Genomic DNA, 14,645 nt, shown 5'->3' with positions numbered 1-14,645 from the left:
AGGGGATGGTTTAGGCAGCCTTTGCTGCATCATATTCAATCCGCCGTCGACAGATACGTACTTTCCTTGATTTCTTCCATCACGATGCTGCTGCGGGATTCGGCCGCTGCGGGCAGGCGCTTGAGGATGTCGCCCAGCAACTGGCGATAGTCGCTCATGGCGTGCAGCCGTGCCTTGACCAGATAGTCGAAGTCTCCCGATACCAGATGGCACTCCATGACTTCAGGCACGTCGCGCAGTGCCTCGCGGACCTTGTCGAAGACGTTGCCGGACTTGGCGGAAAGCTTGATCTCCAGGAAGACCAGCAGGGATTTTTCCAGAGCGAGCGGATTGACCCGGGCATGGTAGCCGGTGATCACGTTTTCCCGCTCCAGGCGCTTGACCCGTTCTGCGCAGGGTGTGGCAGAAAGATTGACCTTGTCGGCCAGTTCGGTGATGGAAATGCGACCCTGGCGCTGCAGGATATCGAGGATCTTGCGGTCGGTGCGGTCGAGTTGGCGCATTTCACTTGTATCCAGGATGAGGGTAGCGTTATGGTAGTGGAACTGTCTGTATCCAGTCAAAAAAACAGTGATTGGCACTGCCCTGAATGGGCTAGACTTTCGATTTTCCCGTTAATCAGGATTTTTCATGCGACCCGCACGCGCCCGGATTGATCTATCGGCTCTCAGACACAATTACGGCGTGGCCCGGCAGACGCATGGCGGCCAGGTCATGGCGGTACTCAAGGCCAATGGCTACGGGCACGGTGCCATTCCCTGTGCACAGGCCTTGCAGCAGACGGCCGATGGTTTTGCCGTGGCTTTCGTGGCCGAAGGCGTGGCCTTGCGCGAGGCCGGCATCCAGGGGCCCTTGCTCAGCCTTGAGGGCTGTTTCGACATGGATGAACTGCAGCAATGCGTTGTCCTGGATATCTGGCCTGTCGTGCACCAACTGGCGCAGGTCGAGCAGATCGAACGTCTCGACCTACCTGCGGACCGGTCACTGCATGTCTGGCTGAAAATCGATACCGGCATGCACCGCGTGGGCTTTGCGCCCGACGCGGTGGCTGCCATCCATCGACGCCTGCTCGAGAGCGGCAAGGTCGGGCATATCACTTTCATGACCCACTTTGCGCAGGCCGATGACCTTGCCATCGAGGCCACCCAGCGCCAGATCGAACGATTCAACCAGGCCACGGCCGGGCTCGAAGGCGGGCGCAGCCTGAGCAACTCTGCTGCCATACAGGCCTGGCCGACGGCTTATGGCGATTGGGGACGGCAGGGAATTTCGCTGTATGGGGTGGATCCGGTCGAACAGACCCGGTCGCATCCTGACTTGCGTGCCGTGATGACGCTGGAGGCCGGCATCTTTGCCGAACGCTGGCTGGAGCCGGGGGATGCGCTCAGTTATGGCGCTACTTTTGTGGCCGAGCGTCGTACGCGTATCGGATTGGTGGCGCTGGGCTATGCAGATGGCTATCCGCGCAGTGCGCCCACAGGCACGGCAGTCTGGGTCCGGGGGCAGCGTACACGATTGGTCGGGCGTGTCTGCATGGACATGCTGATGGTCGATCTGACTGATCTGCCGGAGGCGGGTTCGGGCGATTGGGCCGAGTTCTGGGGGCCGCACATTCCCGTTGGTGAGATTGCCGCAGCCGTGGGCACAATCTCCTATGAATTGCTATGCAATGTCAAGCGGGTGGCATTCGAGTACCAGGGCTGAACCGCCTGCGCTAGACTGGCGCTTCTTATCTACGCATACAGGAGCGTCTCATGAATATCCTCGGATCCCTTGCTTCGGCTCTGGGCGGTGGCCAGTCCCCTCTGTCGGCGGCGAGCCTGCTGCCTGCTCTGATCGAACAGATCAAGAAATATCCCGGCGGTCTGACTGGTCTGATCGAGAGTTTCCGTAAAGGGGGACTGGGCGAAATCGTGACGTCGTGGATCGGTTCCGGCCAGAATCTGCCGGTCAGTGCCGATCAGTTGCGCGCTGTGTTGCCCGACAGCATGATTGGCGCACTGAGTCAGGCCTCGGGCCAGGACAATGGTTCGGTGCTGAGCCTGCTCACATCGCTGTTGCCGCAAGTGGTGGACAAGGCCACACCGGCTGGGCAGCCTGACGAACAGGCCCTGAATTCCGGCGGTTTGCTGGGGGCCTTGTCCGGTCTGCTCAAGTAGGCACAGGAAGGGTGCCAAGGAAGGTGGACGGCGGGATCAGAAGCCGTTCCCGCCTTCGGTAGCGATGCTGGCCCGCCGCGGGCTGTCTGTTGTCAGGCAGTCGGTGCGGACTGGAGCAGATGGCGGCTGCGTTCGAGCGCGTCCTTCAGGTCCCAGGCAACGTGGCTGGCACCCAGCTTGTCCAGAAAGCCATAACGCTTCATTTCTATTTCGGGCTGCGCTGCCAGTCCGCATACCATCAGTTGGCTGCCTTTCTGCTGCAGGTGCTGACGCAGGTGATCGAGCGCATCCAGTCCGCTGGAGTCCAGCTTGACCAATGAAGTCAGGTCCAGGATCGTGATGGCTGGCGGTGGCTGTGTGGCGGCTTCGAGCGGCTCGATCTTGTCGGTCGAACCAAAGAATAATGTGCCGTACAGCGCCCAGACGTGCACCTGCTCGGCGAGGTCCGGAGCCTCCTGATCCAGAGCGATGCGTCGTACGTGTGTGGTCGCCGCCATGTGTACGATAAAGAATACGCATGCCAGTCCGAGGCCGACCTGTATGGCGACGGTCAGATCAAAGACCACCGTCAGCAGGAACGTCCCCAGCATGATGATGCGATGCGACAGCGGGAAGCGTTTCAGACTGGCAAAGGCACGCCATTCACCCATGTTCCAGGCGACCATCATCAGGATGGCGGCCAGCGCTGCCATCGGCACATGCACGGCGAGTGGTGCTGCGACCAGCATGATGACCAGCAGTGTCAGGGCGTGCACGCAGCCGGCAACCGGGCTTGTTGCGCCGGCGCGAATGTTGGTGACGGTACGGGCAATGGTGCCGGTGACCGGGATGCCGCCGAAGAAGGGCACGACGGCATTGGCGACGCCCTGAGCCATCAGTTCCTGGTTGGGGTCGTGACGGTCGCCTGTCATGACGTCGGCCACGCGTGCGCACAGCAGGGATTCGATGGCGCACAGCACGGCAATGGTAATGGTGGGCCCGAACAACTGCTTGACCGTGAGCCAGGAAAACTCGGGCAGTTCGAAGGGCGGCAGGCTCTGCGGAATGCCGCCGAAACGGTTGCCTATGGTATCGACGGGCAGTGTGAACAGCCAGGTGGCGAGCGTGGCCAGCACCAGCACCACGACGGTGCCAGGAATGCGCTGGAGCGTATTGTGCAGCCCCTGTGCCGGAAATGCCTTTGGCAGCATGCGGCGCGTGGCCTGCGCCAGGCGGCCTGGTCGCAATGGGTTGCCGGGACGCGGCCAGAGGGCCAGCAACAGCAGGCAGGCGGCTCCCAGTCCGACCGAAAAGAGCGATACGGTCTGGATGTGTGTACCGATGGCATGCAATTGGGAAAAGAAATCCGCTGGCACCTTGGCGATATTCAGCCCGAGAAAATCCTTGACCTGGGTCAGTCCGATCAGGATGGCGATGCCGTTGGTGAAGCCGACTACGATGGGCAACGGCACGAAACGCACCAGTGTGCCGAGCTTGAACAGGCCCAGCAGGAACAGCAGGATACCGGCCAGTATGGTGCTGATCAGCAGGTTGGCCAGGCCGTATTGCTCGATGATGCCGTATACGACCACGATGAAGGCACCGGCCGGGCCGCCAATCTGCACCCGCGAGCCCCCCAGCAGCGAGACCAGCAGTCCACCCAGCACGGCGGTGAACAGGCCGGCTTCCGGATTGACGCCGCTGGCAATCGCAAAGGCCATGGCCAGCGGCAGGGCGACGACGCCGACCGTGATGCCGGCACCGATATCGCGTCCCAGCCGGTCACGGCTGTAATGGCCGATGATCTTGAGCAGTTCTGGCCGGAAGCGAGCCAGGTGGAAGGCAGAAGCTTTCCGGGGAGAAGAGGATGTACGCATGATGAAGCCGATAACGAAAACGACTGACTGCGCTTGCAGTCAGTCGGTTGCACAACGGAAATCATGTCGCAGGCGTTCGGGCATGCCAGGATGTCTGGGCGCCAGCAGGCATAGGATTTTGTAAGTTTTCTTATTCTACGCCGTAAGTACGGTTTTGTGTGAAGATGCGTGATTTTGGCTGATTTTCATGGCCTTAAGTCTAATTGCGAAAATCAGCCGGGCGTGCATCAGGCCCTTGTCAGGCCGACGGTGGTACGAAACCCTGCGCCTCGACGTCGTGATCTTCGAACAGGAAGCGCACCATTTGCTCGGCAATGTATTTGCGGGCACGGGCATCGGCCAGATTGAGGCGGTTTTCGTTGACCAGCCGGGTCTGGATGCCGGTCCACTCTATCCAGGCTTCCTTGGAAATCTCTTGCCAGATGCGTTTGCCCAGTTCGCCGGGATAGGGGGGGTAGTCCAGCCCTTCGGCTTCGCGTTTGAGTTTGACGCATTGAATCATACGTGCCATGGCGTACAGGCTCCCATGTGAAAATTGAATCGGTGTCGATGCCTGATTGTACCCAAGCGGGCCTGTCAGAGCCGTTTGATGAAAATCAAGCTGTTGCGCGACGGATTGTAGGTGGTCTGCTTGCTCCTGGGCAGGTCACTGATGCCGCCGGGAGTGAAGCCGCGCTTGATGAACCAGTGCGAGGTGCGCGTGGTCAGCACGAACAGGCGCTTGACGCCTGCCGCACGGGCACGGCCCTCGATGTGGCGCAGCAGGATCTCGCCTTCGCCTTCGCCCTGCCAGTCGGGATGCACGATCAGGCAGGCCATTTCGGCCATTTTCTCGTCGGGATGCAAATACAGCGCCGCGCAGCCGTAAATGACGCTGTCGTGTTCCAGGACTGTGTATTTCTCGACGTCGCGCTCGATTTCGCCGCGGGCGCGAGGGACCAGCGTGCCGTCTGCCTCCAGGGGTTCGATCAGGCGGATGATGGCACCGACGTCGTCCATGGTGGCGGGGCGCAGGTCATCAAGCGTATCTTCGACGACCATGGTGCCCACGCCGTCGTGGGTGAAGACTTCCAGCAGCACGCTGCCGTCGAGATCGTAGGGCAGCAGGTGGGCGCGTGCCACGCCGCGCTTGACCGCCTTCGAGGCAAACCCCAGGTAGAAAGCGGTTTCCTCATCAAGCGTGCTGCCTGCCAGCAGGGCGTCGGCATCGGCGCGCGCCAGCTCGGTGTCGATGCCACCGCCTTCTTCCTGTACGCCACTGGAACCCGTCAGGAAAATGAGCTTCTCTGCGCGCAGCGCGATGGCGGCGGCCGTCGCCAGGTCGGCCATGTCGAGCGTGAAGGCCTCGCCGGTAGGCGAGAAGCCCAGCGGTGACATGAGCACGATGGAGTCATGCGACAGTGCAAACTTGAGTGCGTCCTGGTCGAGCTTGCGGGCGACGCCGGCGTGCCGGTAGTCGACGCCACCGATCACGCCAAGCGGGCGTGCGGTGACGAAATTGCCGGAGACGACGCGCACATGGGAATGCGACATGGGGGTATTGGGCAGGCCCTGGCTGAAGGCGGCCTCGATATCGAGGCGGATTTCGCCAGCAGCTTCCTTGGCGCATTCGAGCATGGCGGCATCGACGATATTGAGGCCGCGCGTGAGTTGCTGCGAATAGCCCTTGAGGCGCAATTGCTCGTTGACCTGGGGCTCCGAGCCGTGAATCAGCAGCAGGCGGATGCCCAGCGACGATAGCAGCGAGATATCCTGTACCAGCGCATTGAGGGCACCGGCCTGCACCAGTTCGCCGCCGAAGGCGACCACGAAGGTCTTGCCGCGAAAGGCGTGGACGTAGGGGGCCACCTCTCGAAACCATCGAACGAACTGAGCCGGCGCGAATTCGGGCGCATCGAGGGCTGAGTAGGTATCGGGCTCGGGGGTATCGGTCATGGCGTCGTGGCAGTCCGGGTCGGGGTTGGGGAGGACGGCATGTGCCGCCAGCGTATCCGTATTTTGATTGGCGCTTATTTTAGACGGATATGGAAGATGGCATTGTCTGAAATCAAAACCGCCTGCAGAAACAAAGCGGTAGAATTCAGCCCATTGACATGACACTGGAGCGTGTGCGAAATGAATGTGGACGTAGTCATCGTCGGGGCCGGCCCGACCGGCCTGAGCATGGCCCATGTACTTGCGCAGGCAGGCATTTCGGTGGCGCTCCTTGAGCGTCAGTCGCGCGCAGCGCTGGCCGATGCCGCCTTCGACGGGCGCGAGATCGCCCTGACACACGAGTCGCGTCGCTTGATGCAGGCCTGGGGGATGTGGGACCGCATTCCAGCCGAAGAAATTTCGGATCTCAAGCACGCCCAGGTGATGGACGGGTCTTCGCGCCATGGCATGCATGTCCAGGCAGAGGCAGGCAGCGAGGCCCAACTGGGCTGGCTGGTGCCCAATCACCTGATTCGCCAGGCGGCGTATGCCAATATCCTGGGCAATGAGCGCATCCAGTTGCTCGACGAGGTCAAGGTCGAGCGCGTATCGACCGACGAGCAAGGCTGCACGGTCAGCCTGGCGGATGGCCGCGTGATCGGCGGCAAGCTGCTGATCGCCGCCGACAGCCGTTTTTCCGAAACACGGCGGGCGCTTGGCATTCCTGCCCACATGAAAGATTATGGCAAGAGCATGATGGTGTTCCGTGCCCAGCACGATGTGCCGCACGGACACGTGGCCTGGGAATGGTTCGGCTATGGCCAGACCCGCGCGCTGCTGCCGCTCAACGGCAACCAGGCGTCGGTGGTGCTGACCCTGCCGCACAGCCAGATGCAGCAGTTGCAGGCGCTCGACGAAGATGCTTTCAATATCGATATCCAGCGCCGTTTCGAACACCGCCTGGGTACGATGAAACGCATCAGCGTCAGTACGGTGTACCCGCTGGTCGGCGTGTATTCCTCGCGGTTCCACGCAAGGCGCTTTGCGCTGATCGGTGATGCGGCCGTCGGCATGCATCCGGTGACCGCGCATGGTTTCAACCTGGGACTGACCAGCGTCAAGCTGCTGTCCGAGCGGATGCTTGCGGCACATCGTGCCGGCCAGGACATGGCGGCGGCCTCGCTGCTCGAGAGCTATACCTGGGCACATCGTCGCACCAGCCTGCCGCTGTACACGGCCACCAACCTGGTGGTGTCGCTGTACACCAATGACCGTGCACCGGCGCGCGTGTTGCGCAGCGCCGTGCTGCGCGTGGCCGATGCACTGGCACCTTTCAAGCGCATGGTGGCGTCGCAACTGACCGGCTGATCGTTGCTGTACCGCTACTGACGGGGGACTTTGCGCACCGATCGGGTGCGTAGCGTTTGCGCATTCCCCTGCAACGCGGTAAATTCGTTTTCTTGTATGTGCTTATTCATCAGTCGCACATGCATTGGCAGACAAGAACCCGGCCATCATCCGGGAACGACGCGCTAATACAACCTGCTGCGAGCCGCGCCACAAGCGTGTGATGCCACAGCTTCCGTTTCGACCTCAGGCATTCTCCGGAATGTTGCGATGCGCCCCGGGTGGTGCGCGCCGGGTCGGCAGGGCATCCAGGTAGCCCGGTTCCGTGAACCGTCAAGCCTTGATGTGCTGTTCCGATCAGCGCAAACCATGTTGCCGCCTTACCCTGGCAGGCAAGACTCGATGTCGCAAAGCCGGTTTTGAAAGGAATACAACATGGAAATCAATGGCGCCGAAATCGTCGTGCGCTGTCTGGCCGAAGAGGGCGTGACGCACGTCTTCGGATACCCTGGCGGCGCGGTGCTCTACATCTACGACGCGATTTACAAGCAAGAGCAATTCGAACACATCCTGGTGCGACACGAGCAGGCTGCCGTGCACGCGGCCGATGCCTATTCGCGCTCGACCGAAAAGGTCGGCGTGGCGCTGGTCACCAGCGGCCCGGGCCTGACCAATGCCGTGACCGGTATTGCTACGGCCTACATGGACTCGATCCCGATGGTCATCATCAGTGGTCAGGTTCCCACGGCAGCGATTGGCGAGGATGCCTTCCAGGAGTGCGATACCGTTGGTATCACCCGCCCCTGCGTCAAGCACAATTTCCTGGTGCGCGACGTCAAGGACCTGGCCGATGTAATGCGCAAGGCATTCTATATTGCCCGTACCGGCCGTCCCGGTCCTGTGCTGGTGGACATCCCCAAAGACATCACGGTGGCGCAGTGCAAGTACTCGCCGTCGCGCGAGGAAATCCACCTGCGCTCCTACATGCCTGTCACCAAGGGTCACCAGGGACAGATCAAGAAGGCCGTGCAGATGCTGCGCCAGGCCGAGCGGCCGGTGATCTATACCGGTGGTGGCGTGATCCTGTCCAATGCTTCCGAAGAGCTGCGACAACTGGTTGACCTGATGGGTGCACCCTGCACCAATACCCTGATGGGTCTGGGTGCGTTCCCGGCCAGTGATCGGCATTTTGTGGGCATGCCCGGCATGCATGGCACCTACGAGGCCAACATGGCGATGCAGCACTGCGACGTGCTGCTGGCCATCGGCGCGCGCTTCGATGATCGTGTGATCGGCAACCCGCGTCATTTTGCGCAGAATCCACGCAAGATCATCCATATCGATGTTGATCCGTCGTCGATCTCCAAGCGCGTCAAGGTCGACGTGCCCATCGTCGGCAACGTCCGTGACGTGCTGCAGGAGATGATCGAGCAGATGCGCACGGCACCCGAGGCACCCAAGGCTGGCCGCTTCGAGAAGTGGTGGCAGCAGATCGAAACCTGGCGCGGCAAGCAGTGCCTGGCCTACGAATCCTCAGATGAAGTCATCAAGCCGCAGTTCGTGGTGCAAAAGCTCTGGGAAGTGACCGGTGGCGATGCCTATGTCACTTCCGACGTGGGCCAGCACCAGATGTGGGCGGCGCAATACTATGGCTTTGACAAGCCGCGCCGCTGGATCAATTCGGGTGGCCTGGGCACCATGGGCGTGGGCCTGCCGTACGCCATGGGCGTGAAGATGGCACACCCCGATGCCGAGGTGGCCGTGATCACCGGCGAGGCCTCGATCCAGATGAACATCCAGGAACTGGCAACCTGCCGGCAGTATCGGATTCATCCCAAGATTATCTGTCTCAACAATCGTTTCCTGGGCATGGTGCGCCAGTGGCAGCAAATTGAATACGGTTCGCGCTATTCCGAGTCGTACATGGATTCACTGCCCGATTTCGTCAAGCTGGTCGAGAGCTTCGGGCATGTCGGTGTGCGCGTCGAGAAGCCGGGTGATGTCGAGGGCGCGTTGCGCGAGGCCTTCGCCCTGAAGGACAGGCTGGTGTTCCTGGACTTCCTGACCGACCGCACCGAGAACGTCTGGCCCATGGTCAAGGCAGGCCGCGGCCTGACCGAGATGATGATGGGCTCGCAAGAGCTTTGAGGAGACGACATGAGACACGTGATTTCTGTTCTCATGGAGAACGAACCCGGCGCGCTGTCGCGGGTGGTGGGGCTGTTTTCAGCCCGTGGCTACAACATCGAGACCTTGACCGTGGCACCGACCGAGGATGCCACGCTGTCGCGCCTGACGGTGGTGACGACCGGTTCGGATGCCGTGATCGAGCAGATCACCAAGCATCTCAACCGCCTGATCGACGTGGTCAAGGTGGTGGATCTGACCGAAGGTCCGCATATCGAGCGTGAGCTGATGCTGATCAAGGTCCGTGCCGTGGGCAAGGAGCGTGAAGAGGTCAAGCGCATGGCCGATATCTTCCGCGGCAGCATCATCGACGTGACCGACAAGTCCTATACCATCGAGCTGACCGGCGCGCAGGACAAGCTGCAGGCGTTCATCGATGCACTTGACCGCAGCGCCATTCTCGAAACGGTCCGTACGGGCGCATCCGGCATCGGCCGGGGTGAACGGGTACTGAAAGTCTGACGCAGCGCCGGTATGCAGGGTGGGTTGCCCTGTATGGCCGGTTCTGCAGCAATGCATATTCCATTTCTGAATCTGACTGAATACACAGGAGAGCACACATGAAGGTTTTCTACGACAAGGATTGCGATCTGTCCCTCATCAAGGGCCGCACCGTCGCCATCATCGGTTATGGTTCGCAGGGCCACGCCCATGCGCTGAACCTGCACAATTCGGGTGTCAAGGTCATCGTTGGCCTGCGCCAGGGCGGTGCATCGTGGAACAAGGCCGCCAACGCCGGCCTGGAAGTCAAGGAAGTGGCCGAGGCCGTCAAGGCTGCCGACATCGTCATGATGCTGCTGCCCGACGAGAACATCGCCGCCGTGTATCGCGACCAGGTAGCTCCCAACATCAAGGCAGGTGCCGCACTGGCCTTCGCCCACGGTTTCAACGTGCATTATGGTCAGGTCGTGCCGCGCGATGACATCGACGTGATCATGGTTGCGCCCAAGGCCCCCGGCCACACCGTGCGTGCCACCTATACCCAGGGCGGCGGCGTGCCTCACCTGATCGCCGTCTACCAGGACAAGTCCGGCGCGGCCCGTGATATCGCCCTGTCGTATGCCAGCGCCAACGGCGGTGGCCGTGCCGGCATCATCGAGACCAACTTCCGTGAAGAGACTGAAACCGATCTGTTCGGCGAACAGGCCGTGCTGTGCGGCGGTACCGTCGAACTGATCAAGGCCGGTTTCGACACGCTGGTGGAAGCCGGCTACGCACCCGAAATGGCCTATTTCGAGTGCCTGCACGAACTCAAGCTGATCGTCGACCTGATCTATGAAGGCGGTATCGCCAACATGAACTACTCGATCTCGAACAACGCCGAATTCGGCGAGTACGAGACCGGCCCCAAGGTCGTGACCGAAGAAACCCGCAAGGCCATGCGCCAGGCGCTCAAGGATATCCAGACTGGCGAATACGCCAAGAAATTCATCCTCGAACACGCTGCCGGTGCGCCCACGCTGACTTCGCGTCGTCGCATCAACGCCGACTCGCAGATCGAACAGGTCGGTGCCAAGCTGCGTGCAATGATGCCGTGGATCGCTGCCAACAAGATGGTTGACCAGACCAAGAACTGATCGTTCTCCAGGCTGTGCCGGGCCTTTGAGGCCTGGTATGGTGTGGATGCCATCCAAAACCCGGTGCCTGGAAAGGTGCCGGGTTTTTTGTTTTGCGATGACGCCAGTACCAGCAGTTTGCAGGGCTTATTGTCGTCTGGATCAGTATCGTCTCGGTATCGCTGGCCGAAGCGGTTCCGCACCTGCTACTGCGCCTGTAGAAACGCATTCAGCACCGGCAGTAGCCACTGTGACTGGCTTTCCTGCGCAGAGTGATCAGCGAATGGCAGATTCAGAAGCTTGGCCCCTGCCACACGGTCTGCCAGTTCGACGGCATTGGTGCGGGAGACGAGCGGGTCGTCATCGCCCCGCACGACCAGCAGGCTGGCGCTGATGGTACGCACGGTTTCGCCGGGGTAGCTCTCTTCGCTGTCGTCCAGCCAAAGTGTGCGCACCGCCGTCATCAGCCTTTCGAAATCAGGTTCCGGGTTCAATGCCAGGTAGCGATCGACCTCTTCAGGAAACATCTCGCGCCAATCTGCGGCGGTGATGCCCGCGTACATCTCGCGGGTCGGGTCGTTTGCCGACAACGCCCAGTGCGCGCCAATCGTAATGAGCTTGTCGATCCATGGAGTGCCGCTTGCGGCCAAGCGCAGGGCTGCGATGCCGCCATCGCTGTGGCCGATGATGCTGGCATTGGCCAATGCCAGATGCCGGACCACGGCTTCTACATCCTCTTGAATGCGCTTATAGGTTAGAGATGAAGAGCCGAGCGTAGATTTTCCCTGCCCTCGACTGTCGATGCCTACCAATCGATAGGTCTTGCCCAGGTGTGCTGCAAGCGTGTTGAAGCTTTCCACATCGCCGAGGCCACCATGCAGGAAGATCAGTGCAGGGCCGTCCTGATGGCCCTGCTGTTCGTAGTAGATGCGCGCGTCGTTGATTTGAAGATGCTCGCCGTCCCGATGATTGAAGACTGTCATGTTGTTGCCCTTGTACGGAATACCGTGGATGCTTGTACAGCATCAGTTTAGGCCAGCGGCCAATAGAAGTCTGGCGGCAATCCGGCCTCCGCCCGTTTTTCGTCGTTGAAAGGCGGCTTGAGTGAGCCCCGGAAGTACTGCCGCACCTTGTCATGGAAGGCTTCCTTGGGATCCCGGTCATATCGTCCGCACAGAAAATGGAACCACTTCGAACCATAGGCAACGTGTGCAACCTCTTCGGCGTAGATGGTTTCCAGTGCGGCAAGCGCGTCGGTCTGCCCAGCCTTGCGGAAAATCTCGATCATGGCGGGTGTCACGTCCAGCCCGCGTGCCTCCAGCACCATGGGCACGATGGCCAGCCGACCCATCAGGTCATGGGCCGTGTTCTCGGCAGATCGCCACATGCCGGCATGGGCAGGAAGCATGCCATAGCCACTGTCCTGTGCGATCAGGCAGTCGTTGACCAGATGGAAGTGTCGTGATTCGTCATCGGCGGCTCGAACCCAGTCGTCGTAGAAACCCAGGGGCATGGGGGTATCGGTAAAGCGGGCGATGATGTCCCAGTGCAGGTCGATGGCGTTGAACTCAATGTGGGCCACGGCGTGCAGCAGGGCGATACGCCCGCGTGGGCTGCCGGGATTGCGGCGCGGTACCTGGGTTGGCGACAGGAGTTCCGGATCCGCGGGGCGGGCCGGGTGGTCCGGGGCGGCAGCTTGACCGATTGGCATGGGAGTGCCACTGGCGCGGGCGTTTAGCCAGGCGCGGGCGTAGGCACGTGAGCGGGCTGTCTTCTGTGCAGGGTCTGCGGTGGTCAGGACATCGACCGCACAGGCGGCCAGACAATCGGGTTGACTGATATTCATCTGGCTGAGGCTGGTGATCAACATGCCTAGAGCATCACTTTATGAGTTCAGGCTACGCCATGCACGGCATGCTTCAAGATAGTGACGAGTATCCTGAGTCAGGCGCGCAATCCCCAGCAGGCGTGACAGTTCGAGTACGGGGTCTGCCGCATCTGCTATCTGTACTGCATGCTGATCTTCGACTGATGCGATTTCTGTGCGTGATATTTCACGTATCGTTCGGCCTTTCAATCCTCTGAAGGCGATACGATTTGCGGCTTGACCTGCACTCCACAGGAAAAGGGTCATGTTTTCAGTTGTGTTGTCCAGTAAAGGGTGCTGTTCGGCAAGGCGTTTCTGAATTCGACTGCCAGTGCGTTGCCAGCCATGCTCCTGGGCAATACGTCGAGCCAGTGCCGGGGCGGAAATCGGTGCTTCGCGGGCGACAATTTCCTGGACCAGGGTTGCCAGCACTGGGGTGTAATCGTGATCGAAGAAACGTTCAGGATCCAGGCTGCCTCTGGTAGTGGAGGAGGGTGAGGTCAGGCCGAGTGCTGATGCGTATTTCTGGAGGGGTGGGGAAGTGACGTCTGCTGTGTTGGTACTTATCGTCGTGTCAGACTCTGCCGTATCGGGAGTAATCGGATCGCTTTGTTGCGGCTGTGATTGTGTGTCTGGTGCTTCCTGGATGTCATTTGCGGATAGGATAGGAGATGCTATTTGCGCATTGGCTGCTTCTGCTTCTCGGCGGGCGCGGTCTTCTGCCAATGCTGCTTGCAGCGCTGCATCAATACGCTCTGCTGTGGCGGAGGGGTGCCGGAACCAATCGGTAGACCAAATGCGCAGTATGCGCCAGCCTAGTCCTTCAAGTACTGCCTGTCGAATCCGATCTCGATCACGAGCGGTCGCTGAGCGGTGGTAAGTGGCACCATCACATTCAACGCCAGCAAGCCATGCGCCGGCATGGTCCGGATGGCGGATACCCAGATCGATACGAAAACCGGATACACCGATCTGGGTATGCACCTCCCATCCCCTGTGCGTCAGTGCGTTATAAACAGCCTGTTCGAAGGGAGAGTCTATGCCGCCCACCGATCCTGCGTCTTGTGCTGCCAGTGCAATCGCACCCCGGTTGGCAAAATCAAGAAAAGCCTTGAGATCTTTGACGCCTCGGGCAGCAGTGCGGTTAAGGTCGATCTGGTCGGCAGATAGGGAGCTGAAAACATGCAATTCAGCGCGCGCACGTGTCACGGCAACATTGAGCCGCTTTTCGCCACCATCGTTATTCAGAGCACCAAAATTCATGGAAAGCTTGCCTGCGTGATCCGGACCGAAGGTAATCGAAAATAGCATGACATCGCGTTCATCTCCCTGGATGTTTTCCAGATTCTTGACGATGAGTGCTTCTTCCCTGTCATCCGAGAAAAACCATTCGAATTCAGGATTCGCTTGTCGCTCGGCATCCAGCAAATCCAGGATCAGACCCTGTTGCTGTACGTTGAAGGTGATGACTCCCAGCGTAGGACGTTCAGTTACGGGTAAGGTCAGCCATGAAGTGAGTCGTGCACGAATCATGGCGACGACGGCGCGAGCTTCGTCGGGGTTTGTGCGCCCTTGGCCGCGCATGTAGGCACCCTTGATTTTGTGCAGGCGTACCGCGCTGCCGTCAGCGTTGGGCGATGGGAAAGTGACCAGGCTGCCATCATAGTAGTGGTAATTCGAGAATGCGATCAGCGCTTCATCCCGGCTGCGATAGTGCCAGCTCAGCAAGTGGGTGGGGATGCCGGCAGCTCCAGCCTCG

The 14,645-nt window shown here is 60.4% G+C and carries 13 protein-coding genes; 6 read left to right on the top strand and 7 right to left on the bottom strand.

Annotation, left to right across the window (positions count from 1 at the left end; translation table 11 throughout):
* Positions 1–35: 35 nt before the first annotated feature.
* Positions 36–503 (bottom strand): Lrp/AsnC ligand binding domain-containing protein, encoded by a 468-nt coding sequence (locus ABN482_RS07500; RefSeq protein ID WP_109061755.1) that lies wholly within the window; start codon positions 501–503, stop codon positions 36–38.
* 127 nt (positions 504–630) lie between these two features.
* On the opposite strand from ABN482_RS07500, the gene alr reads away from it, so the two are divergent.
* A complete protein-coding gene (gene alr / locus ABN482_RS07495; RefSeq protein WP_349503399.1) occupies positions 631–1,704 on the top strand; it encodes an alanine racemase in 1,074 nt (357 codons plus the stop codon).
* A gap of 50 nt (positions 1,705–1,754) precedes the next feature.
* Positions 1,755–2,159, top strand: a complete 405-nt coding sequence (locus tag ABN482_RS07490; protein ID WP_109061753.1) for a YidB family protein — start codon at positions 1,755–1,757, stop codon at positions 2,157–2,159.
* Between the two features lie 92 nt (positions 2,160–2,251).
* Here ABN482_RS07490 and ABN482_RS07485 read toward each other — a convergent pair whose 3' ends face one another.
* The 3 genes from ABN482_RS07485 to argA all read right to left on the bottom strand — a co-directional run bounded on the left by ABN482_RS07485 (position 2,252) and on the right by argA (position 5,950).
* Positions 2,252–4,015, bottom strand: a complete 1,764-nt coding sequence (locus ABN482_RS07485; protein WP_349503398.1) for a SulP family inorganic anion transporter — start codon at positions 4,013–4,015, stop codon at positions 2,252–2,254.
* A gap of 238 nt (positions 4,016–4,253) precedes the next feature.
* Entirely contained in the window at positions 4,254–4,526 is a 273-nt protein-coding gene (locus ABN482_RS07480) for an oxidative damage protection protein (RefSeq protein WP_349503397.1), read from the bottom strand.
* Positions 4,527–4,591: 65 nt separating this feature from the next.
* On the bottom strand, positions 4,592–5,950 hold the full coding sequence (argA, locus tag ABN482_RS07475) for an amino-acid N-acetyltransferase (protein ID WP_349503396.1): 1,359 nt from the start codon (positions 5,948–5,950) through the stop codon (positions 4,592–4,594).
* A 180-nt stretch (positions 5,951–6,130) separates the two neighbouring features.
* Between argA and ubiM the strand changes: the two genes are divergently transcribed.
* The 4 genes from ubiM to ilvC all read left to right on the top strand — a co-directional run bounded on the left by ubiM (position 6,131) and on the right by ilvC (position 11,040).
* A complete protein-coding gene (ubiM, locus tag ABN482_RS07470) occupies positions 6,131–7,297 on the top strand; it encodes a 5-demethoxyubiquinol-8 5-hydroxylase UbiM (protein ID WP_349503395.1) in 1,167 nt (388 codons plus the stop codon).
* 414 nt (positions 7,298–7,711) lie between these two features.
* Positions 7,712–9,424 carry an acetolactate synthase 3 catalytic subunit gene (locus ABN482_RS07465; RefSeq protein WP_349503394.1) on the top strand — a complete coding sequence of 571 codons (1,713 nt, stop codon included), beginning with the start codon at positions 7,712–7,714 and terminating at the stop codon, positions 9,422–9,424.
* A 9-nt stretch (positions 9,425–9,433) separates the two neighbouring features.
* Positions 9,434–9,925 carry an acetolactate synthase small subunit gene (gene ilvN, locus ABN482_RS07460; protein WP_109061747.1) on the top strand — a complete coding sequence of 164 codons (492 nt, stop codon included), beginning with the start codon at positions 9,434–9,436 and terminating at the stop codon, positions 9,923–9,925.
* 98 nt (positions 9,926–10,023) lie between these two features.
* Entirely contained in the window at positions 10,024–11,040 is a 1,017-nt protein-coding gene (ilvC, locus tag ABN482_RS07455) for a ketol-acid reductoisomerase (protein ID WP_109061746.1), read from the top strand.
* A 185-nt stretch (positions 11,041–11,225) separates the two neighbouring features.
* Here ilvC and ABN482_RS07450 read toward each other — a convergent pair whose 3' ends face one another.
* From ABN482_RS07450 to ABN482_RS07440, 3 genes are all read right to left on the bottom strand, one after another.
* Positions 11,226–12,002, bottom strand: a complete 777-nt coding sequence (locus ABN482_RS07450; protein ID WP_349503393.1) for an alpha/beta fold hydrolase — start codon at positions 12,000–12,002, stop codon at positions 11,226–11,228.
* 47 nt (positions 12,003–12,049) lie between these two features.
* A complete protein-coding gene (locus tag ABN482_RS07445; protein WP_349503392.1) occupies positions 12,050–12,889 on the bottom strand; it encodes a ferritin-like domain-containing protein in 840 nt (279 codons plus the stop codon).
* A 15-nt stretch (positions 12,890–12,904) separates the two neighbouring features.
* Positions 12,905–14,645, bottom strand: a 1,741-nt coding sequence (locus tag ABN482_RS07440; protein ID WP_349503391.1) for a DUF3320 domain-containing protein, incomplete at its 5' end; no start/stop codon positions are given.

Source organism: Corticimicrobacter sp. (assembly GCF_040137905.1).
Classification (GTDB): domain Bacteria; phylum Pseudomonadota; class Gammaproteobacteria; order Burkholderiales; family Burkholderiaceae_B; genus Corticimicrobacter.
This window is presented reverse-complemented; position numbering and strand designations above follow the sequence as displayed.

Coding starts and splice junctions, on each gene's coding strand:
- ABN482_RS07500 (WP_109061755.1), bottom strand. CDS start 503: ATGCGCCAACTCGACCGCACCGACCGCAAGATCCTCGATATCCTGCAG.
- alr (WP_349503399.1), top strand. CDS start 631: ATGCGACCCGCACGCGCCCGGATTGATCTATCGGCTCTCAGACACAAT.
- ABN482_RS07490 (WP_109061753.1), top strand. CDS start 1,755: ATGAATATCCTCGGATCCCTTGCTTCGGCTCTGGGCGGTGGCCAGTCC.
- ABN482_RS07485 (WP_349503398.1), bottom strand. CDS start 4,015: ATGCGTACATCCTCTTCTCCCCGGAAAGCTTCTGCCTTCCACCTGGCT.
- ABN482_RS07480 (WP_349503397.1), bottom strand. CDS start 4,526: ATGGCACGTATGATTCAATGCGTCAAACTCAAACGCGAAGCCGAAGGG.
- argA (WP_349503396.1), bottom strand. CDS start 5,950: ATGACCGATACCCCCGAGCCCGATACCTACTCAGCCCTCGATGCGCCC.
- ubiM (WP_349503395.1), top strand. CDS start 6,131: ATGAATGTGGACGTAGTCATCGTCGGGGCCGGCCCGACCGGCCTGAGC.
- ABN482_RS07465 (WP_349503394.1), top strand. CDS start 7,712: ATGGAAATCAATGGCGCCGAAATCGTCGTGCGCTGTCTGGCCGAAGAG.
- ilvN (WP_109061747.1), top strand. CDS start 9,434: ATGAGACACGTGATTTCTGTTCTCATGGAGAACGAACCCGGCGCGCTG.
- ilvC (WP_109061746.1), top strand. CDS start 10,024: ATGAAGGTTTTCTACGACAAGGATTGCGATCTGTCCCTCATCAAGGGC.
- ABN482_RS07450 (WP_349503393.1), bottom strand. CDS start 12,002: ATGACAGTCTTCAATCATCGGGACGGCGAGCATCTTCAAATCAACGAC.
- ABN482_RS07445 (WP_349503392.1), bottom strand. CDS start 12,889: ATGTTGATCACCAGCCTCAGCCAGATGAATATCAGTCAACCCGATTGT.